The organism is Saccharopolyspora phatthalungensis (assembly GCF_014203395.1).
In the GTDB taxonomy this organism is placed as follows: domain Bacteria; phylum Actinomycetota; class Actinomycetes; order Mycobacteriales; family Pseudonocardiaceae; genus Saccharopolyspora; species Saccharopolyspora phatthalungensis.
On sequence record NZ_JACHIW010000001.1, the window covers coordinates 2,781,129 to 2,801,940 of the forward strand.

General features: G+C 68.9%; 21 protein-coding genes. 18 read left to right on the forward strand and 3 right to left on the reverse strand.

Going from position 1 to position 20,812, the window contains the following annotated elements; genetic code table 11:
- Nucleotides 1–180: 180 nt before the first annotated feature.
- The 14 genes from mbhE to BJ970_RS12910 all read left to right on the forward strand — a co-directional run bounded on the left by mbhE (nt 181) and on the right by BJ970_RS12910 (nt 13,551).
- The gene (mbhE, locus tag BJ970_RS12845) at nt 181–2,553 is read left to right on the forward strand and encodes a hydrogen gas-evolving membrane-bound hydrogenase subunit E (protein WP_312864228.1); all 2,373 of its coding nucleotides are present in this window, start codon (nt 181–183) and stop codon (nt 2,551–2,553) included.
- Entirely contained in the window at nt 2,550–3,095 is a 546-nt protein-coding gene (locus tag BJ970_RS12850; protein WP_184726477.1) for an MnhB domain-containing protein, read from the forward strand. The genes mbhE and BJ970_RS12850 overlap by 4 nt, the downstream gene beginning before the upstream one ends.
- Nucleotides 3,092–3,523: a Na(+)/H(+) antiporter subunit C gene (locus tag BJ970_RS12855; protein WP_184726478.1), complete on the forward strand. Its 432-nt coding sequence runs from the start codon at nt 3,092–3,094 to the stop codon at nt 3,521–3,523. Before BJ970_RS12850 ends, BJ970_RS12855 begins: the two co-directional genes overlap by 4 nt.
- 221 nt (nt 3,524–3,744) lie before the next feature.
- A complete protein-coding gene (locus BJ970_RS12860) occupies nt 3,745–5,283 on the forward strand; it encodes a Na+/H+ antiporter subunit D (protein WP_184726479.1) in 1,539 nt (512 codons plus the stop codon).
- Nucleotides 5,276–5,821: a Na+/H+ antiporter subunit E gene (locus tag BJ970_RS12865; protein ID WP_312864229.1), complete on the forward strand. Its 546-nt coding sequence runs from the start codon at nt 5,276–5,278 to the stop codon at nt 5,819–5,821. Before BJ970_RS12860 ends, BJ970_RS12865 begins: the two co-directional genes overlap by 8 nt.
- Nucleotides 5,818–6,090, forward strand: a complete 273-nt coding sequence (locus BJ970_RS12870; RefSeq protein ID WP_221467128.1) for an MrpF/PhaF family protein — start codon at nt 5,818–5,820, stop codon at nt 6,088–6,090. The genes BJ970_RS12865 and BJ970_RS12870 overlap by 4 nt, the downstream gene beginning before the upstream one ends.
- Nucleotides 6,087–6,434 (forward strand): monovalent cation/H(+) antiporter subunit G, encoded by a 348-nt coding sequence (mnhG, locus tag BJ970_RS12875; RefSeq protein WP_184726481.1) that lies wholly within the window; start codon nt 6,087–6,089, stop codon nt 6,432–6,434. The genes BJ970_RS12870 and mnhG overlap by 4 nt, the downstream gene beginning before the upstream one ends.
- Before the next feature lie 177 nt (nt 6,435–6,611).
- Nucleotides 6,612–6,878: a hypothetical protein gene (locus tag BJ970_RS12880; RefSeq protein WP_184726482.1), complete on the forward strand. Its 267-nt coding sequence runs from the start codon at nt 6,612–6,614 to the stop codon at nt 6,876–6,878.
- A 114-nt stretch (nt 6,879–6,992) separates the two neighbouring features.
- On the forward strand, nt 6,993–7,241 hold the full coding sequence (locus BJ970_RS12885; RefSeq protein WP_184726483.1) for a hypothetical protein: 249 nt from the start codon (nt 6,993–6,995) through the stop codon (nt 7,239–7,241).
- Nucleotides 7,242–7,498: 257 nt separating this feature from the next.
- A complete protein-coding gene (locus BJ970_RS12890; protein WP_246470833.1) occupies nt 7,499–8,755 on the forward strand; it encodes a M20 family metallopeptidase in 1,257 nt (418 codons plus the stop codon).
- Nucleotides 8,752–10,146, forward strand: coding sequence for an amidohydrolase (locus BJ970_RS12895; RefSeq protein WP_376775029.1), 1,395 nt, complete (start codon nt 8,752–8,754; stop codon nt 10,144–10,146). The genes BJ970_RS12890 and BJ970_RS12895 overlap by 4 nt, the downstream gene beginning before the upstream one ends.
- A 401-nt stretch (nt 10,147–10,547) precedes the next feature.
- Nucleotides 10,548–11,120, forward strand: coding sequence for a hypothetical protein (locus BJ970_RS12900; protein ID WP_184726484.1), 573 nt, complete (start codon nt 10,548–10,550; stop codon nt 11,118–11,120).
- On the forward strand, nt 11,117–12,109 hold the full coding sequence (locus tag BJ970_RS12905) for an HAD family hydrolase (RefSeq protein WP_246470834.1): 993 nt from the start codon (nt 11,117–11,119) through the stop codon (nt 12,107–12,109). The genes BJ970_RS12900 and BJ970_RS12905 overlap by 4 nt, the downstream gene beginning before the upstream one ends.
- On the forward strand, nt 12,106–13,551 hold the full coding sequence (locus BJ970_RS12910; RefSeq protein WP_184726485.1) for an FGGY-family carbohydrate kinase: 1,446 nt from the start codon (nt 12,106–12,108) through the stop codon (nt 13,549–13,551). Before BJ970_RS12905 ends, BJ970_RS12910 begins: the two co-directional genes overlap by 4 nt.
- A gap of 219 nt (nt 13,552–13,770) precedes the next feature.
- Here the strand turns inward: BJ970_RS12910 and BJ970_RS12915 are convergent, their stop codons facing one another.
- Nucleotides 13,771–14,223, reverse strand: a complete 453-nt coding sequence (locus BJ970_RS12915; protein ID WP_184726486.1) for a gamma-glutamylcyclotransferase family protein — start codon at nt 14,221–14,223, stop codon at nt 13,771–13,773.
- Between the two features lie 253 nt (nt 14,224–14,476).
- Between BJ970_RS12915 and BJ970_RS12920 the strand changes: the two genes are divergently transcribed.
- The 3 genes from BJ970_RS12920 to BJ970_RS12930 all read left to right on the forward strand — a co-directional run bounded on the left by BJ970_RS12920 (nt 14,477) and on the right by BJ970_RS12930 (nt 17,739).
- Nucleotides 14,477–15,880: an NAD(P)H-quinone dehydrogenase gene (locus BJ970_RS12920; RefSeq protein WP_184726487.1), complete on the forward strand. Its 1,404-nt coding sequence runs from the start codon at nt 14,477–14,479 to the stop codon at nt 15,878–15,880.
- A 194-nt stretch (nt 15,881–16,074) separates the two neighbouring features.
- The gene (locus BJ970_RS12925; protein WP_184726488.1) at nt 16,075–16,473 is read left to right on the forward strand and encodes a thiol-disulfide oxidoreductase DCC family protein; all 399 of its coding nucleotides are present in this window, start codon (nt 16,075–16,077) and stop codon (nt 16,471–16,473) included.
- Between the two features lie 237 nt (nt 16,474–16,710).
- Entirely contained in the window at nt 16,711–17,739 is a 1,029-nt protein-coding gene (locus tag BJ970_RS12930) for a tetratricopeptide repeat protein (RefSeq protein ID WP_184726489.1), read from the forward strand.
- Nucleotides 17,740–17,777: 38 nt separating this feature from the next.
- On the opposite strand, the gene BJ970_RS12935 is transcribed toward BJ970_RS12930, so the two are convergent.
- A complete protein-coding gene (locus tag BJ970_RS12935) occupies nt 17,778–18,452 on the reverse strand; it encodes a flavin reductase family protein (RefSeq protein WP_184726490.1) in 675 nt (224 codons plus the stop codon).
- 52 nt (nt 18,453–18,504) lie between these two features.
- Nucleotides 18,505–19,188 (reverse strand): MBL fold metallo-hydrolase, encoded by a 684-nt coding sequence (locus BJ970_RS12940; RefSeq protein WP_184726491.1) that lies wholly within the window; start codon nt 19,186–19,188, stop codon nt 18,505–18,507.
- Nucleotides 19,189–19,613: 425 nt separating this feature from the next.
- On the opposite strand from BJ970_RS12940, the gene BJ970_RS12945 reads away from it, so the two are divergent.
- Nucleotides 19,614–20,798 (forward strand): macrolide family glycosyltransferase, encoded by a 1,185-nt coding sequence (locus BJ970_RS12945; RefSeq protein WP_184726492.1) that lies wholly within the window; start codon nt 19,614–19,616, stop codon nt 20,796–20,798.
- Nucleotides 20,799–20,812 lie beyond the last annotated feature (14 nt).

The window sequence follows — 20,812 nt, forward strand, 5'->3', positions numbered from 1 at the left end:
TGGGCACCGATCGGACCTCGCTGGACATCGGTGGCCCGAGCCTTCCTCAAGCCGATATGCGCAGCGGTCGCGCTGTCGCGACGTGGCTCGTCGCGGTGCGCCTGCGGTGGCGGTGGCGAACAATCCCGATGGTCGGGTGTCTGCGGGTCCCGGTGACCACGACTAATCGGCGTCGAGGAGGTGCCCTTGCTCGCGTTCGTCATCGTGCACCTGCTGGTGGCCCTGACGCTCCCGTTCCTTGCCCGACGCAGCACCCGTGCCGCATTCCTTACCGCCGCGGTCCCGCCCACCGCGGCGCTGGTGTGGGTGCTCGCGCAGGCAAAACCGGTGCTGGCCGGGCAGGTGATCACCGAGACGGTCGCGTGGGCGCCGTTGATCGGTTTGGAGTTCAGCTTCCGGCTGGATTCGCTCGCGCTGCTGATGACCGTGCTGGTGGCCGGGATTGGCGCATTGGTGCTGGTCTACTCCGACGCGTACTTCAGCCGGGGCGGCGGTGACGCGAGGCGCTCCGCACCGCTGCTGCTGGCCTTTGCCGGCGCGATGCTCGGGCTGGTCTTCGCCGACGACCTGATCACCGTCTACGTGTTCTGGGAACTGACCACGATCTGCTCGTTCCTGCTCGTCGGGCAGGCCGGGATCAGCCGCGAGTCGCGGCGCTCGGCGCTACAGGCGCTGATGATCACCAGCCTCGGCGGGCTGGTGATGCTGCTCGGTTTCGTGGTGCTCGGTGAGACCGCGGGCACCTACCGGATCTCCGAGCTGATCGCGAACCCGCCCGGCGGCACCCCGGCCGCGGTGGCCGCGGTGTTGATCCTGGTGGGCGCGTTCACCAAGTCCGCGCAGCTGCCGTTCCACAACTGGCTGCCGGCGGCCATGGTGGCACCGACCCCGATCAGCGCTTACCTGCACGCCGCGTCGATGGTCAAGGCCGGTGTGTTCCTGGTGGCCCGGCTGGGACCGGTGTTTTCCGGGGTGCCGCAGTGGTGGTTGCCGGCCGTGGTGTTCGGCCTGGCCACCATGCTGCTGGGCGGCTGGCGGGCACTGCACGAGTACGACCTGAAAAAGCTGCTCGCCTACGGCACCGTCAGTCAGCTCGGCTTCCTGATGGTGCTGCTCGGCACCGGCACTTACACCGCCGCGATCGCCGGGGCCGCGATGTTGTTGGCGCACGGCCTGTTCAAGGCGACGCTATTCCTGGTCGTCGGCATCGTCGACCACCAGGCGGGCACGCGGGACATCCGGAAGCTGTCCGGGCTCGGCCGCCGGATGCCGTGGCTGGCGGCGATCGCGGTCCTAGGCGCGGCGTCGATGGCCGGGCTGCCGCCGATGCTCGGATTCCTCGGCAAGGAGGCGGCGTTCAGCGCCTTCCTCGGCGGTTCCGGGCCGGACCTGCTGGTGGACGCGGTGCTGGTGGTCGGCTCGATGCTGACCGTCGCCTACAGCCTGCGGTTGCTGTGGGGCGCCTTCGCGGACAAGCACCAGCTTCCGCCGACCGACGCGAAACCGGCCGGTTTCGAGGCGCTGGTGCCCACTGCGTTGCCCGCGGTCGCGGGCCTCGTCCTGGGCATCGGCTACCCGATCGCCGACGAGCTCGCGAGTGCTTACGCCAGCGCCTTCCCGTTCGGCTTCGACCCGTATCACCTGGTGCTCTGGCACGGGTGGACGATGCCGCTGCTGCTGTCGGCGATCGCGGTGGCCGGTGGTGTGGCGCTGCACCTCGGCCGAGCGCGCATCACCGCGCTGCGCAACGGGATGCCGCGGCCGCTGGACGCGCAGCGCGGCTACGAGCGGATCATGGCGCTGCTGGAGCGGGTCGCGGTCGGGGTCACCGGTCGCCTGCAGGTCGGTTCGCTGCCCACCTACCTCGGCATCATCCTGCTGACCGTGCTGGCGATTCCCGGCTCGGCGCTGGTGATCCGGGCCAGCGTGCCGGAAAACCTGCGCGGCTACGACAACCTGCTGCAAATCGGGCTGGGTGTCGTGGTGGTGGTCGCGGCGATCGCGGTGCTTCGCGCCCGGCGGCGGCTGACCGCGGTACTGCTGGTCGGTGTCGTGGGCTATGGCATCGGCGGATTTTTCATCGTGGACGGTGGGCCGGATCTGGCGCTGGCGCAGTTCCTGGTCGAGACGCTGACGCTGGTGGCGTTCGTGTTCGTGCTGCGGCGCTTGCCGGTGCGCTTCACCCAGTCCGACAACCCGAAGGCGCTGCGGGTGCCCAAGGCGGTCATCGCCGGAGCGGCCGGGGTGTTCATCTCGCTGGCCGCGGTCATCTTCAGCGCGGCCCGGCAGGCGCCGCCGGAGGCCAGCGCCGACTTCATCGCCAACGCGGAGCAGGGCGCCGGCGCGACCAATGTGGTCAACGCGATCATCGTCGATTTCCGCGCCTTCGACACCGTCGGCGAGATCTCGGTGCTCGCCGTCGCGGCCACGGGCGTTGCCAGCCTGGTCCTGGCCTCGCGACACGAACGCCGGAAACGCAGCACCCGCGTCGCGCCGCCGGCGCGGGTCAAAACCCCGGCCCTGGCCAAGCAGCAGGAGGAGGTGCGCGAATGACATCGCCGACGAAGCCCAAGCCGTCCTGGACCAACTGGGACGCCCCGACCGAACGCTGGCTGCTGTCGGGGTTTCCCCGCGACGGCATGCAGCGCACTGTGCTGCTGGAACTGGCTTCCCGGATTGTGTTCCCGACGGTGCTGGTGCTGTCGATCTACCTGCTGTTCGCCGGTCACGACCGGGCCGGCGGCGGCTTCAGTGGCGGACTGGTCGCCGGGCAGGCGTTCCTGCTGCGCTACCTGGCCGGTGGCCGCATGGACGACAGCGCCATCGTGTCCATGCGACCGCCGGTGCTCATCGGGCTCGGCCTGACCATCGCGACCGGCTCCGCGTTCCTGCCGCTGCTCTTCGGCGGCCAGATCTTGGAGACCGCGATCTACAAGTTCGCCGTGCCCCCGCTCGGCGAGATCAAGCTCGTCACCAGCGTGCTGCTGGACAGCGGGGTGTACCTGCTGATCGTCGGCGTGGTGCTGGACCTGCTGCGCACCCTCGGCTCGGGCATCGAAGCCGACGCCGACGCGGCGGCCAGGGGGCAGCGATGACGATCAACCTGGCGATGGCGGTAGTGCTCGCCGTGCTGTACTCGGTCGGCTTCTACCTGCTGATGCAGCGCTCGTTGATGCGGATCCTGCTGGGCATCGTGATCCTCGGGCACGGCTCGAACCTGCTGCTGCAGACCGCCGGCGGCCCGCCCGGCCGGGCCGCGATGATCGGCACCACCTCGCCCGGAGAAATGGCCGACCCGCTGCCGCAGGCAATGGCGCTCACCGCGATCGTGATCACCTTCGCACTGACCACCTTCCTGCTGGCGCTGGCCTACCGGTCCTGGACGTTGCTCGGTCACGACGAGGTCCGCGACGACGTGGAGGACCGGCGTATCCAGCGCCTGGAACGCCGCCTGGCGGAGTCCGAAGAGGACAGCACCGAAGAACTGGCGAAGGAGGCTCGCGGATTGGAAACGGAACGGTGACGTCAGGCAAGCGGCACAGCCGCTTTCAACCACCTATGCAGCTTGCACCGCCGCGGGTTCTCAGGCGGTGCCCACTCCGCAGGGTTCTCTGCGAGGACCTGCCCCGATGCCGTGTATCGGAAATACATAAGTCGGGGATCCCACAGCGAGGCGGGGTCTGAGATTCCGCTACCCGCACCGCTAAGCAAGCTAATCCTCGCGGATAAAAAGGAGGCTACGCAGTGACGGTCCTGGTGGCTTTGCCCGTGTTGTTGCCGCTGGCCGCTGCCGGACTATCACTCGCGTTGGGCCGGTTCGCCGACCTCCAGCGCGTCCTCGGCCTCGTGGTGCTGGGCGCGATCATCGCCGACGCCGCGGTGCTGCTGTACGTCGCGGACCGCCACGGCCCGGTGGTGCTGCAGATGGGCGCCTGGCCGGCGCCGTTCGGCATCACGCTGGTGGCCGACCGGCTTTCGGCGCTGTTGCTGGTGGTTTCGTCGGTGGTGACCTTCGCGGTGCTGATCTACTCGATCGGCCAGCGCATCACCGACTACGGTCGGCAGCGCTCCAGCACCACGTTCCACCCGATGTACCTGATGCTGTGCGCGGGCGTGTCGCTGGCCTACCTCACCGGCGACCTGTTCAACCTGTTCGTCGCCTTCGAGATCATGCTGAGCTCGTCGTATGTGTTGATCACCCGCCGCACCACGGCCTCGCGGGTCCACGCGGGCATGACGTACACGATCGTCAGCCTGGCCTCGTCGCTGCTGTTCATCACGATGATCGCGCTGGTCTACGCCTCCACCGGTACGGTCAACCTGGCCGACCTGGGCGAGAAGGTGCACCACTTGCCGGACGGGCTGCAGATCGCGCTCGCGCTGCTGGTGGTGATCGTGTTCGGGGTGAAGGCCGCGATGGTGCCGCTGCACTTCTGGCTGCCGGACAGCTACCCGACCGCGCCCGCCCCGGTCACCGCGGTGTTCGCCGGGCTGCTGACCAAGGTCGGCATCTACGCGCTGATCCGCACCCAGACGCTGGTCTTCAGCCACCAGGAGAGCTGGAACCTGATGCTGGGCATCGCGGTAATCACCATGATCGTCGGCGCGCTGGGCGCGCTGGCCCAGAACGACCTCAACCGGCTGCTGTCATTCCTGCTGGTCAGCCACATCGGGTACATGCTGTTCGGGCTCGGCGTCTACGACGTGGCCGGGCTGACCGGTGTGATCCTCTACGTGGTGCACCACATCACCGTGCAGGCAACGTTGTTCCTGGTCAGCGGGTTGATCACGAGGCACACCGGTACCGTTGCCCTGACCCGGATGGGCGGGCTGGCGAAGGCCGCGCCGTTGATCGCCGTGCTGTTCGCACTGCCCGCGCTGAGCTTGGCCGGGGTGCCGCCGTTCTCCGGCTTCGTCGCCAAGCTGGCGCTGCTGCAGGCCGGTGTCGGGGCGGGCACCTGGACCGCCTACGCGGTGACCGGTGGGGCGGTGCTGACCAGCCTGCTCACCTTGTACGCGATGGCGCGGGTGTGGACGCGGGCGTTCTGGGGCCAGGTCAAGGCGCCGGAGCCGGACCCGGATCCCACCGACGAACTGGTCGTCGGCACGGCCACGTCGAACCGGCCGATGGTCGCCGCGACCGGCGTGCTGGTGGCGGCGAGCGTGGTGATCGCCCTGGTCGCCGGGCCGCTGGCCGACGTCAGCGGGCGGGCGGCGACCGATCTGATGCACAGCGAGACCTATCGGACGGCGGTGCTGGGAGGAGGTGTCGCCGGTGAGTGAGCAGGCGATCGGCCGGCGGCTGCTGCGTCGGCTGCCGCTGGTGGCCTGGCTGACCCTGGTCTGGGTGATGCTGTGGGGCACCTTCGACCTCGGGACGCTGTTCTTCGGCCTGGTGGTGGCCCTGCTGGTGTCCACCGTGTTTCCGCTGCCGGCGATCCAGACCTGCATCGTGGTGCGGCCGTTGCGGCTGCTCCAGTTGGTCGCCTACCTGGCCTGGGACCTGGTGAGCTCCACGCTGCGGGTGTCCTGGCAAGCGGTGCGGTACGGGCCGAACGCGAAGTCGGGCATCGTCGCGGTGACATTGCGGACCGACTCCGACCACCTCACCGCGATGGTCGCCAACGCGGTGTCGCTGGCGCCGGGCAAGTTCGTCCTGCAGATCGACCGGGCCAACCGGATCTGCTACGTCTACGCGCTCGGCATGCGCCCCGACGACGTCGAATCCGTGCGGCGCGACGTGCTGGCGCTGGAGCGGCGGGTGGTGCAGGCGGTCGGCTCGGCCAACGCGGTGGCGTTGGTGACCGGACGGGAGGGTTGAGCGTGGCCTGGGTTTTCCTGGTGACCTTCGGTCTGCTGGTCGCGGCCGGTCTGCTGGTGGTTGTCCGGCTGCTGCGCGGCCGGACGACGCTGGACCGGATCGTGTCGGTCGACGTGTTCGTCACCCTGATCGTCGCGGCGACCTGCGTCGCCATGGGTTGGCAGGGCGACGGCTCGAACATCGCGTTGCTGGCCGCGTTCGCCTTGCTGGCGTTCATCGGTTCGGTCAGCGCGGCGCGGTTGATCGAGAAGAAGGAGCCGTACCGATGAGCTGGCTAGACGTGTTCTCGGCGGTGTGTCTGATCAGCGGCGCGCTGTCTTGCCTGCTCGGCGCGATCGGATTGCTGAGCTTCCCGGATGTGGCCGCCCGGCTGCAGGCGGCGACCAAGCCGCAGACCCTGGGCCTGATCCTGATCCTGATCGGCACCGCGGTGCAGCTCGACTTCGTTTACGCCTCGGGGCTGATCCTGGTCGGGCTGTTCCAGATGCTCACCGCGCCGGTGCTGGCGCAGCTTGTCGGCCGGGCGGCATACCGCGCGGACAGCATCGACCGGGAGACGCTGGTGGTGGACGAACTCGGCGACCGCATCGAAAGGGAGCAGCGTGTTCGCTGAACCGGGTGACGATATTCACGCGTATTCCGCTGGGATTGCCCTTTTGTACTGGGCCGATCCGGCACAACCCGCACATACCTGGTCACTCTGGGCGTCGAATATGATCAAATGGACCTGCACGAGTGACCACGGACGTGTGTGGTCGATGGGTGTGGCGTAGAAGGGTGTGGAGCCATCGTGTGGCGGACCGGCCGCGTGCTCGCGGGTCTTGCGATCGGGTTGTTCCTCTTGTTCACCCCGCCAGCGCTGGCGGACGAGGCCGCACCCCCCGTCGCCTCGGTGACGGTGCAGGCCCAGGACCCGGGCCAGCCGCCCGCGCATCGGCCGGTCGACGAGCGGCAGCGGCTTGCCATCGGGACCACCGGAGTCGTGTTGATCGGGCTGGTGTTGTTATCCCGGAAGCTGCGGAAGAAACCGGTCTTCTTCGTCAAGTGGAAGAAGTAGTCGGCGAGAAAGAACCGGCAGGGTGGTCGGTTTTTTGCGAAACAATTTCCGTGATATTTCCCGCTATGGACTAGACCTAGCGCCGAACCTGTGGGATTTTCACAACTGAACTGCGTGCGCGGACCCGTTCGCCTGGACAACGACGGCTCCAGCGCGCCGCGATGGGGCAATGAGCAGCCCCCCATAGACGTGGGCTGGCACCGGGAAGCCCCCCGACCGGTGCCGGCCCACACCTTCGTCCGGAGGACGCACGGCTGGGCCGCGCAGGTGGTCACCCAGCGGCAGTTCAGACATCGCGTCGAGGGGCATGACCTGCACGGCATCGGGACAGACCCAGCGGAGGCGGAAGAGCCCCGCGAGTGATCGACCTGTGGTAGAAAGCGGCGCCGTCGCGTTCTGCACGCTGCCATGAAGCCCGACTCGCGCGCGTGACTCACCACACTCGACCTGATTCATTCAATCGGCCGCGCGAAGAATAGGTGAATCGACATAGGTCGAGCTCGAATTCTTCGTTCCTGCTGAATCGGAACCACCCGTTCGTCGCAGTGTGGCGACCGGTGAGCTCCCGGCCGCACACTGACCGCCGCGCCCCGAGCCCAGATGATGCAGGATGGGCTCAAATGAGTACTACCCCGAACTCGTACCGCGATGACAACCGTTCCGCTGCGGCCCACGCCCACTGCCGCGCCTCGGTTCAGCGCCACGAGTCGGAGCTGGTCGCCCTGTCTCGCGGCATCCACGCCGAGCCGGAGCTGGCATTCGCCGAGCATCGCAGCGCCGCCAAGGTCGCGGACCTGCTCGGTCGGCACGGCTTCGCCGTTCGGACTCCGGTCGCCGAGCTGGACACCGCCCTGGTCGCCGAGTCCGGTAGCGGTGAGTTGGTCGTCGGCATCTGCGCTGAGTACGACGCCCTCCCCGAGGTGGGGCACGCCTGCGGGCACAACGTGATCGCCGCGGCCAGTGTCGGTGCCGCGCTCGCGCTGGCGGAAATCGCTGATGATCTTGGCATCACGGTGCGGCTGCTCGGGACTCCGGCGGAGGAGACCGGCGGCGGCAAGGTGCTCATGCTCAGGCACGGCGTCTTCGACGACGTCGCCTTGGCGATGATGGTGCACCCAGGTCCGGAAGAGATCTGCCGCCCTGCATCGCTGGCCATCACCGACCTCGAAGTCCGGTACACCGGGCGCGCGGCGCACGCCGCCTCGGCTCCGCAGCTCGGCCGCAACGCGGCCGACGCGCTGACGGTCGCGCAGGTCTCCATCGCCCTATTGCGCCAGCACCTGGAGCCGCGGCAGATGGTGCACGGTATCGTTACGGCAGGTGGCGCGGCGCCGAACATCGTTCCCGCGCACACTGCGGCGGTCTACAACCTGCGTGCTGCTGAAGCACGCTCCCTGCAGCGCCTGGAGAACCGCATTCGGGCCTGCTTCGAGGCGGGTGCGACGGCGACCGGATGTGAGCACGAAGTTGTGCAAATCTCCCCGGTCTACGCGGAGCTGAACACCGATGGGTGGCTGTCGGAGGCGTACCGCCGCGCGATCACCGAGCTCGGGCGCGAACCGCTCGACCGGGGCGAAGAGCAGGGCCGGGTCATCGGCAGCACCGACATGGGCAACGTGACCCAGGTCTTGCCCGCGATCCATCCGATGATCGCGGTGGACTGCGGCGACGCGGTCAACCACCAGGCGGAGTTCGCCGCAGCCTGCGCGAACCCGGCCGCGGACCGCGCGGTGCTCGACGGGGCGGTGGCGATGGCCTGGACCGCAGTGGCCGCTGCTTTGGACGGCGCGCAACGTGATCGCCTGCTGGCGGCCGTGCGTGACCGGTCCGGTCGAAGTTCGTCGGAAGAGTTCTGCGCGTCGGGAGGCGTGGCGTGACCGTGGTGGATTCTCGTGGCCCGGATCCGGGTCAGTCCCCGAACGGTGGTTCGGCGGTGGAAGACGTGGATTGGGATGCGGCGGAGCGTTCCTCCCTCGCCCAAGGAACCCTTGTCGCGGCAGGTGTGGACGGGCCGACTGCGCCCATCGGCAGCACCATGTCCAGCGTGGGGTCCAGTGTGGAATCCGCCGTGGTAGACCTCGGCGCCGGTCGTGGCCCGACCTGGCTGGATGCCTGGCTGGACGCGAACGCGCACCGCGTGGTCGGCTGGCGGCGGCACATCCACGCTTACCCGGAGCTCTCTCGCGCCGAGCACGAGACCACCTCGTTCCTCGTTGAGCGGCTTACCAAGGTCGGCCTGCGCCCCCGGGTCCTGCCGATTGGCACCGGCTTGGTCTGCGACATTGGTGGCGACGGAAGCCCCGGTCAGCGGACCGTAGCGCTGCGAGCCGACATCGACGCCCTGCCGCTGAGCGAGGCCACCGGGCTGCCGTATGCATCCACAGTGGACGGTGTGGCGCACGCCTGCGGGCATGACGCGCACACCACGGTCGTGTTGGGGGCGGCGCTGGCACTGGCCGCCGCGCCGAGCCTGCCCGGCCGGGTGCGGCTGATCTTCCAGCCCGCCGAAGAGGTGATGCCCGGGGGTGCCCTGGACGTGCTGGCCAGCGGCGCACTCGACGACGTGGACCGAATCTTCGGGCTGCACTGCGACCCGCGGCTGCTGGTGGGTCAGATCGGAACTCGGGTCGGAGCCATCACTTCGGCCAGTGACCTGCTGGAACTCCGGCTGACCTCGCCTGGCGGGCACACCTCGCGCCCGCATCTGACCGCAGACCTGGTGCACGCGCTGGGCACCGCCATCACTGGCCTGCCGACGCTGCTGTCGCGCCGGGTCGATCCCCGCACCGGAACCGTCTTGACCTGGGGTGCGGTGCATGCCGGCGAGGCGCCGAACGCGATCCCGCAGGACGGCGTGCTCACCGGGACGTTGCGCACCGGCGACCGCGGCACCTGGGCGAAGCTGGAGCCGCTGGTGCACGAGCTCGTGCACAGCCTGCTGTCGCCGCTCGGCGTCGGTTTCGATCTGCAGCACCGGCGCGGCGTGCCGCCGGTAGTCAACGACTCGGAGAGCACCGAGCTGTTGCGGGCCGGGGTCGTCGCGGGGCTTGGCGAAGCCGCCCTGACCAGCACCCCGCAGTCGTCCGGTGGTGAGGACTTCGGCTGGTACCTGGAGCACGTACCGGGCTCGTTCGCGAGGCTCGGCGTGCATTCCGGGGTGGGTCGGGTCAAGGACCTGCACCAGCCGACGTTCGCGATGGACGAGCGTGCCCTGTTCGTCGGCATCCGGGCGTTGGTGAACACCGCCCTAGCGGCACTGGAACGCTGAACACGCGGCTCCCTCCTAGGGCGCGGGCCCGCGCCCTAGGAGCCGCACGTGTCAGACCGCATCAATGCGATCCCGTGCCAGGGGTGGAACTTCCGGGATGTTCACCGGCAAAGCCATTGTCCCGCTGGCGCCGGTGTGGGCGCCACGATGGAGAAACACTTCGCGGGGGACGCCGTTCGGTCATGAGGTCGGCTGAGTCTGCCGAGCCGTCGTCTTCAGGCGCATTCTGAGCGGGAATTGCACCCGATTGAGGTGTATCCGTTCGCGGCTGTATCTGTTTCCGGGGTTGCCGTCTCTATTAGGGCATGAGCGCGAACATCAGTTCTCCGAAAATGCGGCCACGGGTGGTCGCCGGGCACGAGGATTCGAGCGGGTGGCCGCAGTCATCTCGGCACGGTGCGATGACGCGCCGCGACGCGGAGCGGTCGCTCGGATCCGCCGAGCTCGCGGCCGGTCTCGCCGATGGCGAGTGGGTGGAGCCCTGGTACGGGGTCGTCGTCCCGGCCGCCCGCGCCCACGATCCGCTGACTCGCGCGTCGGCAGCGCTGCTGCGCGCCGGTCCGCACTCGGTGCTGTCGGGTGCGACCGCGGCGGCGATTCACGGCTGCAATTCCGCAGCCGATGGCGTCGTGCACGTGACCATTCCCTACGACCGGGAACTCCGCTCTCAACCGGATCTCGCCGTCCACCAGGCCTGGATCAGGGAATGCGACGTCGTCGAATTGGACGGGCTGCGCACCCAGGCGCTGGACGTCGCGATCACCGAAATGCTGTGCACCGGGCCGCAAAGGTCGGCGCTGGATTGCCTGGAGCAGGCGCTGGCGCAACTCGGCGAGACCGCCGAGCGCTTCCGCATGCTCGTCGCCGAACGGCTCATGCGCCGCAGGGATCGCCGGGGGACTCGGAAGGCCGCCGCCTTGCTCCAGCTTGCCTGGTCGAAACCGCGCGGTGAGCTGGTCGGAGGTGTGCGATGAGCACCCGAGCGTGGATCCGATGTCCGGACGGCGGAAAACAGGCGACGGCGAGTTCCGTGCCGTCCGCGGCGCAGGCGACGGTCTTCACCGCCGAGGCACCGGTGTCGATCTCGGTGGTGATCATGGACTTCCTGCTGATCCCGCCTACCTGGTCGGCCTGGTCGGCCTGGCTTAGCAATATCACGGAATTTAGTGTTAAAAATTTCAAGATAGATGTTATGTTTGCGCTGGAATGTGACCTCCCCGGCTGCGAACCACCACCGGAAGGACGGGACGTGCCGCCTCAACCGCGTTCAGACTCGGGAGCCGACCGCATCGACCTCGTGCTGCTCGACGTCGGCGGCCCCATCTATGACGACACGCCCTACCGGGACGCGCTGTTGCGCGCCGCGGGCGAACTCGCCGCCGAAGACGGGCGAAGCATCGACGAAGCCGAGTTCCAGCAGGTCTACGACAGGCATCGCCAAGCCCAGGGAGGATCCCTGCGCACGGCGGTCGCCGAGCGGTTCCTGACCCCGCCGGACCGGCAGCGGTTGTCCGACCGCGCGGAGCGCTATTGGGAGTATCCGCCATCGGCCCTGCATGGCGACGTGCTTCCGACGCTGCAGCAGCTCACCGAGCGCTACCGAATCGCGGTCGTGGCTAACCAGCGGGCCGCTGTGCTGGACGCGCTGCGCCGGGACGGCGTGGCCGACTACATCGACATCTGGGCGGTATCCGAGATCGTCGGCGCGGAAAAGCCGGACCCGCGGATCTTCCAGCACGCGCTGCGGGAAGCGGGCGTCGAGCCGAAGAACGCGGTGCATGTCGGCAACCGGCTCGATACGGACGTGCGCGGTGCACATCGCGTCGGGCTGCGCACGGTGTGGGTAGTGCGCGGCGAAGCGCCGCCGGAGCCTACGCCGGAGCAGCTCGCCGAGCCGGACGTGGCGGTGTTCTCGCTGGCCGAGCTGCCTGCGGCGCTGGAGAGGCTGCAGGAGGCCCGATGACTGAACTAGTCGTGGGCGTCGATGTCGCGACCGCCAACGTCCGGGTGCAGATCCACGATCCGGTGGGTGCAGTGGTGGCTATGGCGTCCCGGCGGTTGCCGCAACCGGCGCGCTCGGCAGGGGGGCGTTCCGAACAGGACGCGACCACCTGGTGGCCGGCTGTCCGGGATTGCCTGGCCGAGTGCACGAATACGTTGGGGTCGCGCAGCGCCGAAATCGGATCGCTGGCTATCTCGGCGACGTCCGGCACGGTCGTTGCGGTCGGCGGTGACGGCGAGCCGGTCACCGCGGCGCTGATGTACGACGACCGGCGCGCTGAAGCGGAAGCCCGAACCGCCGCCGAGGCGGGCGCGCCTCGCTGGCAACGCACCGGGATCACCCCGTCGGCGGGCTCCGGGCTGGCCCGCATCGGCTGGTTGGCGAGGAATCTCCCGGACGGTGCCGCGCTGGTGTGCCACACACCGGACCTCGTGGCCCGCAAACTCGTCGGACACCCCGTGGCCACCGACTCCAGCCACGCGCTAAAAAGCGGCTACGACGCGGTCGACGGCCAGTGGGCGACCGAGGTGTTCGCGGCCCTGGGCGTGCCGGAGGGGTTGTTGCCGGAGGTCGTGCGACCAACAACGGTGCTGGGGACCGTCGATGCGCGAGCCGCGGCGCAAACGGGCCTGCCGGTCGGCTGCGAGGTGCGCGCCGGGATGACGGACGGCTGCGCGGGCCAGCTGGCGTGCGGCGCCGTCGACCTCGGACAGTTCGTCACGGTCCTCGGGACCACTTTGGTGCTGAAGGGAGTTGCCAAGGAACTCGTGCACGATCCGGCCGGCGCGGTGTACAGCCACCTGCACCCGGACGGGATGTGGTTGCCCGGCGGCGCGGCCAACATCGGTGGCTCGGCGCTGTCCGATGTGGGCCCCTCCGAGCTGCCGAAACTGGACGCGGCGGCCACCGAGAGGGGCCCGGCCGGCGTGGTCAACTACCCGCTGCGCGGTGACGGCGAGCGGTTCCCGTTCCGCGCCGAAAGCGCCACACAGTTCGTGCTCGGCAAGCCGGCGGACCGAGTCGATGAATACCGCTCGCGTCTCGAAGGCGTCGCCTTCTGCGAGCGACTCGCGCTGGAACGGCTGGCCCGACTCGGTGCGCCAGCCGACGGCGCCGTGCGCACCGCCGGCGGCGGGGCCCGCAGCGTCGCCTGGTGCCGGATCAGGGCGTCGGTTCTGGACACGCCGGTGCTGCGTGTGAAAGGCGCGGGAACGGCGCTGGGGGCGGCGCTGCTGGCGGCCAGCGGCTCGGTCCACCCGGACCTGAGCGCGGCTGCAGCCGCGATGGTGCCCGACGGCGAACTTGTCGAACCAGTGCGGGCAGAGGTGTCCCAGCTGGATGACAGCTACCAGCGCTTCGTGGACGAGCTGACCGTCCGGGGCTGGATCTCCGCGCCGGTTTGACCCCCCATCGAGTCCGTCGGAATGCCGGGCGGTCGGCCGCCGGCGACCTCCAGCGCCAGCCACTCCCGCCTGCCGAAGCTCATCGCGCAGTGGCTCCGGGGTCCCGTACGACCCGACCGTGTCCCGCCTGCGCCGGCCACGGATGCCCCTCACCTCGCGTGTGCAACCGGCGTGATTTTTACCCGGAAGGCGTGATGTCCGAGCCGAGTCACGCGCAGTTCACGGGCCGACGTTGTGGCATGGGCGTTTGCGCAGCTTCTCTACGTAGTCTTCGGGCGCCCCGGCCGCTTCGGCGGCATCGGCCATCACACCGAGATAACGCGCCGACGGGAGTCCGCCCTCGTAGGCGTCGAGCACGTAAAGCCAGGCCAGCACCGATCCGTCCAGCGTCTGCACCCGCAGCCGCAGCTTCTTGTGCATGCCCAGCTCGCCGCCTTCCCAGCTGTCGAGCTGCTGCTCGTCCTCCGGGCTGACGTCGTAGAGCACCGTGAAAACCTGGGAGCCCGGCTGCTCGACGATCGTGGCGAGGGCTCCTTCCCAGCCGTAGTCCTCGCCACCGAAGGTCAGCCGCCAGTCCACCAGCCAGCCCGTTCCCGCCATCGGGGAATGCGGGGCACGCTTCATCATCTGGGCCGGATCCATGTTGGACCCGTACGCGGCGTACAGAGGCACGCCCAACAGGGTAGCGATCGACAGCCCGTGTGGCGGAGCGGATCGCGTCACGAATGTGGGTATGGGTCGCCGGCGAGGCGGGGAGCTCATCCGTGTGAACCGGTCACCTGGGCTTCTCGCGATGCCAAACTGCCCGGACGTGGCCTGCGCCACGGTGGTCAACTCGGGCGGCACCACCCGAATTGCCCGGACTCGTCGCAGCGTACGGTGAGTCCGGCGCCCACAAGGCAGGCGGACCGAGGAGGAGCGCGAAGTGACCCGCATCGTGATCATGGGAGGCGGCCCGGCAGGCTACGAGGCGGCGCTGGTCGCGGCTTCGAACGGGGCGGACGTCACGCTGGTCGAGCCGGAAGGGCTCGGCGGCGCATGCGTGCTTTACGACTGCGTGCCATCGAAGACCTTCATCGCGTCGGCTGGTGCGCGGTCCGCGTTCCGGGACGCGCGGGAGCTCGGCATCCGCACCAAGACCGAGGACTCCGACGTCGATGTCGCGGTAGTGCACGGCCGGGTCAAGGGCCTGGCGCTGGCGCAGTCGGCCGATATCCGCTCCAGGGTCCGCCGCGAGGGCGTGAAGATCTTGTCGGGCCGGGCCCGGTTCACCAACCCGGCCAAGGGCATGGCCGTGCACCACGTCGGGGTCGATCTCGCCGACGGGGGCTTCGAGGAACTGACCGCGGACGTCGTGCTGATCGCCACCGGCGCCACGCCCCGGATCCTCCGGGACGCCGAGCCCGACGGGGACCGGATCCTGACCTGGCGGCAGCTTTACGACCTGCCTGAGCTGCCCGAGCACCTGGCCGTGATCGGCTCCGGCGTGACCGGTGTGGAGTTCGCCTCCGCCTACACCGAGATGGGCGTCAAGGTCACCATGATCTCCAGCCGCGACCGAGTGCTCCCGCACGAGGACGCGGACGCCGCGGCGGTGCTGGAGGAGGTGTTCGCCGAGCGCGGCACCGAGGTCGTCAAGCACGCCCGGGCCGAGAAGGTGGAACGTACCGACTCCGGGGTGCTGATCCACCTGGCCGACGGGCGGCAGGTCGAGGCCAGCCACGCGCTGATGACCGTCGGTTCGGTGCCGAACACCAGCGACATCGGCCTGGACCGGGTGGGCATCGAGCCCGACCGCGGCGGCTACATCCCGGTCGACCGGGTGTCACGGACCAGCGTGCCCGGCGTCTACGCGGCCGGTGACTGCACCGGTCTGCTGCTGCTCGCCTCGGTGGCGGGCATGCAGGGCCGCATCGCGATGTGGCACGCGCTCGGGGAAGGCGTCACGCCGATCAAGCTCAAGACGGTCGCGGCCAACGTCTTCACCCACCCGGAGATCGCCACGGTCGGCATCAGCCAGCAGGCGATCGACTGCGGCGATGTGCCGGCGCGGACCGTGATGATGCCGCTGGCCACCAACCCACGGGCGAAGATGGAGGGCCTGCGGCGCGGTTTCCTCAAGGTCTTCTGCCGCCCCCAGACCGGCGTGGTGGTGGGCGGCGTCGTGGTGGCGCCGAACGCCAGTGAGCTGATCCTGCCGATCGCGCTCGCGGTGCAGAACCAGGTGACCGTGGACAACGTGGCGAACACGTTCTCGGTGTACCCGTCGCTGTCGGGCTCGTTGACCGAAGCCGGCCGCCTGTTGATGCGCCACGACGACCTGGACTGATCTCGGGCCGAAGGGGCCCGGCCGGGTGGCCGATCGGCCGAGTGGTCGTCATCACGACGATGGACCGCCGCGCCTGAGTAAGCAGCGAGGGGTTCCGCCACGTGTATCCCGCGGTGTGCTGGAGCTAGCCGCATTTGCGACCGTTGTTGGGTACTCACGTCAAGCGGGTCCGGTGGAAGGGGGCGTGCCCAGCCATGAACGACCTGCCGGTGCTGGTATACGACGGTGACTGCGGGTTTTGCACGCGAAGCGTGCGGTTGGCGGAGCGGTTGCCGGTGCGCATGCGCATCCTGCCGTGGCAGGAGGCAGATCTGGCCGCACTGCGGACCACGTCGGACCGGGCGCGGCACGAGGTGCTGTGGGTAGACCGGTCCGGGCGGGTGTTCGGCGGCGCGGCCGCGGTCGGCGAGCTGCTCAAGAACAGTCGCGCGCCGTGGTCGGCGCTCGGCTGGCTGATGGCCGCGCCGGTGCTGCGGCTGCCGGCCGAGTGGGCGTACCGCTGGGTCGCGGCGAACCGCTACCGACTGCCCGGTGCCACTCCGGCCTGCCAACTGCCGCCCGAGGAACGCCCGGGGCATTCAGATCGTTCCTGACCACTACCGATCTCGGCCGAAAGTACGAGGAGCGGGCGATGCCTTCCTGGCCGATCGGTTGATCTGAGTTGCCAATTCGGCCGAGCCGCCGGCCCCCTGCCGCGCCATAACTTGGATGTCGTTCGGGGGTTTGAAGGGGTCCGCGCCCTCCGCTCCAGGAGTTCTGCGGGGGCGCGGCCGCTACCAAGGATTGGTGCGTCTTGAGCACCAGACCGCGGGAAGGCGAGGTGGCTCGAGATGTATGGCAAGGCGATCGCCCCGGAGTACCAGGGGCAGCTCCGGGGCATGTCCGTGAACACGGCGTACGAGGACGTGCTGGCGGCGGCCCTGGCGCGTGAGGCCGAAGCCGTCTACGAGGACTCCGGTCTGGAGCTCGCCCAGGCTCGGCTGACGATCGCGGAGGCGTACCGGAGACTCGGCATGCTCGATGAGGCCGATGCGGCGTGGCGCGCGAGCTACCGGGCGGCCCGCAGCATCCGGGAAGAAGGCGCGATGGCATGGGCGCTGTGGAGTGGCGGCACTCTTGCCCGGCAGCGCGGACAGCTGACTGCGGCCGTGCAGTGGCTCAGCGCCGGGCGAGAACTCGCTCAGCGGGCGGGCGAATCACTCGCGTACGGCTATGCCGTCGCCGGAATCGCCGAAACGCTGCGGATCCGTGGGGATCACGAAGAGGCGCGCGGGCTCCACGAGCAGTTGCTAGCCGAGGCGCGCAAGCGAGGCGAGTGCCGGCACCTGGTGTGGGCGCTGGAAGGGCTCGCCCAACTCGACCGCAACGCAGGCGACCTGGATTCCGCGTGGCGGCGATTCAAGGAGGCCGCCGGGATCGCGGAGGAGGGCGGCGATGAACGCGGGCTCGCCTGGGCATTGCGCGGACTGGCGGATGTCCGTTCGCTGCGCGGGGAGCACGACGAAGCGCTATGGCTGCTTTCGCGAGCCGAGCAGATCTGCCGCCGGATGGATCTGACCAGCGCCCTGGCCTACAACCGAAAGATGCGAGGCAATGTCCTCTTCCGGGCGTGCTGGTACGGAGAGGCCGCACGCACCTATCGGGACGCGCAGAACATGTTCCGTTCTATCAAGGAACCACGCGGTGCCGCACTGGCCGAGCTGGGCTTGTTGAAGAGCCTGGACAAGTTGGGGCGGCCACGACCAGCCACCGAACAGGAGCTGCACGCCCTGCGCGACAGGTTGGACAGCCGAGAACTGCGGCACACCAAACGAATGGTGGAGGAGGCGATCAGCGAGATGGCAGAAGTGGCAGCCTGAACGCGCGGCCTCGGCGCCGTGCCCGTCACGGGCGCGGTCTACGGTCGGGTGGTTCCTGGGGTCGGCCGTCGGGTCTCGGAGCGGAAGCTGTGTCCCAACTCCCGGCTGAGTCCGAAGTAGTGGCGGAAGTTGTAGATCAGCGGGCTCCACACGGCCGGGTCGATGTGCTGGGTGCCGGGGACGACGATGCGCGGATCGCAGTGCACCCGCAGCACCTGGGCCTCAATGATGCGGAAATGCTCGGCGGCATCGGCTTGCACTCGTGTCGCGCGGGCCTCCAGCTGAACCGGGCACTCGGCGACTCGGGGTGGGCGTACCAGTTCGGCCGGCTCCGGGCGCAACCCGGCCGCACGGAATTTGTCCGGTTCGAAGCGAAACGTGCCGCGTTTGTGGCCCGGGACCGGGTTCCGGCCGGTCAGCGGCGCGAGCCGCTCAACGGCGGGCCATTGCTCGGGCGCCGGAAAGTTGATTACTAGCTCGGGCCGTGTTTCGAGGTTGGACGCGGTGTGGGAGGTGTCGGCCAGCCCGAGCACCATCACATCGCCAAGGGCCCAGGCGGACGACATCGGTGCGACGTTCGCGGTGCCGTCCTCGTTCTCGGTGGACAACAGCGCCACCGGCGTCCCGAAGTACAGGATGCTCGGCGCGATGGTCACGTGGTCGACCCCGGTGCTCGCACTGGTTCCGGTGTCGTTGGGCGTCATGGTGTCCATGAGCCGTAACCGTAAGGAGGTGTTGTTTCGGTGAGAGCCGAACGGTTGCGCACTACGTCGTGAGTTGTGCGCCTACCGCGCGAAGTTCGGCACCAGCGTTGCCGATGATCGCTTCCCCGTGCCCAAAGCAGGCAACCTCGGTATCAAGCTCCGCGAGCCGGTGGAACGACTCGATGGTCCGCGCGCGATCCACGTTGAACGTACCGAGCATCACCTGACTGACGTTGGCGATGGTGTCCCCGGTGAACAGAATTCGGTTCCTTGGCAAGTAAATAGCGATGCTCCCCTCGGTGTGGCCCGGGATGGAAAGCACACGCGCGCCACCCGCGAAGTCCAGCAGATCGCCTTCGGCGAGTTCCTCGTCGACCGGGCAAGGCGGGGGTGGCGGGACGTTCGGGATGCTGTCGAACAGGGGACGCTCCCAGTCCAGCAGCACCGGATCGGCCCGCTTCCGCTCGCCTCGCACGACCGGCGCGTCCGCTCCGTGGGCCAGCACGGGTGCGCCGGTCGCCGCGCGGATTTCGGCGGCGGAACCGACGTGGTCCTCGTGCCCGTGGGTGAGGATGATCCGGTTCAGCTCGGTGCCCAGTTCGGCCAGCAACCCGGTGATGGCCGACCCGGAACCCGCGATCCCGGTGTCGATGAGGGTCGCCGAGCCGCCCTCGTGCCACAGGTAGGCCTGACCGAATTCGGGTCGCAATAGGTAGAGGTTCGGTACCAACGGGACCACATCCATGATGGCCACGCTAAGCCCGGACTCGGGTTGATCGCCGTGGTTTTCGTTGCTGGCGAACGAATTTCTGCTGGGGGCGCAGCCGGGCGAAATCAAGCGACACCCGGGCTGGCGGTGGGTTAGGCTCCGGAGCATGGCTCACCGGCAGTTCTACCTCTGATCAAGCGGCGCCCTGAGTGGCGCCATCGGGCGGCTTGAGTCCGCCGCTTCGCTGCGCCTCGATGCGCACCCCGGCACCCCATTCGGGGGCTGTGCCGTTGCCGTTTCGCGGAGTCGACGCTGGATGCTGACTGCCCGTCTCCGGTTGTTTCCACTCGGGTGTTCGGTGACAGGTCGGTTAGGTGCGGTCGCCACGGCGCGGCAAGCCAAGCGCGTACCTTCCGCGCCCTCGCAGCGCCGAGGGCCTTGTTGATCGGGAGTAGAACCAGATGGCCAAGTTGGCTCAGAACCGCTATCGCACCCGGCCCGCGCACATCGCGTTCATGTCCATCCCAGCGCACGGGCACGTCAACCCGGGCCTCGGGTTGGTCACCGAACTGGTACGACGCGGGCACCGCGTCACGTACGCCACGACCGAGGACTTCGCGGCACAGGTGGCGGAGGCCGGCGCGACGTCGGTCCGCTACACCTCATTGCTGCCGGGTCCGTCGGCCGCGACGCAGGAATGGCCGGAAGAGGAGATCCCCGCCCTGACGATGTTCCTCGAAGAGACCGTGGCCGTGGTGCCGCAGCTCGAACGGGCGTATGCGGCGGACCGGCCGGACCTCATCGTGTACGACATCGCGGCATTTCCGGCGCTCGTACTCGCCGAGAGGTGGCGGGTGCCCCGCATCCAGCTGTCCCCGACACACGTCTACTTCGAGGGTATCGAGGAGACCTTCGGCGCCGACTCGTCGCCCGAGGCCCTCGCGGTGCGGTCCAGGTACGACGAGTTCTTTGCCCGGCAGGGCGTCGAGCTGACGTTCCGGGACATGGGGCTGCCGCGCCGGTGCATCGTGACCATTCCACGAACGTTCCAGTACTTCGGAGAACGGGTCGCCGACTCGTTCACGTTCGTGGGGCCGATGTTGACCGAGCGGGCATTCCAAGGGGATTGGCAGGCGCCGGACTCCCGTCCGGTGCTGGTGATCTCGCTGGGCTCGGCCTACAACAACCGGGTGGAGTTCTACCGGAAGTGCCTGCGCGCGTTCGCCGGCCTCCACTGGCACGTGGTGATGGCGGTCGGGCGCTCGACTGATCCGGCGGAGCTCGGCGCACTTCCGGTGAACTTCGAAGTGCGGCAATGGATTCCGCAACTGCGCGTGCTTTCGCAGGCGAGCGCGTTCATCACCCACGCGGGCATGGGCGGCACGATGGAAGGCCTGTTCCACGGGGTGCCGCTGATCGCGGTTCCGCAGGCGACCGAGCAGTTCATGAACGCCGCTCGGATCGAGGAACTCGATCTGGGCACCCAAGTGAACTGCGAAACGGTCACCCCGGCGCAGCTGCGGGCGGCCCTGGAGAAGGTCACCACCAGCGATGTGATCCGGGCGCGGTTGCGGGAGATGCGGCAGGAGATCCAGGAGTCCGGCGGCCTTGGGCGGGCCGCCGAAATCATCGAGTCGCTGCTGTAGCGGTCGATACCGAG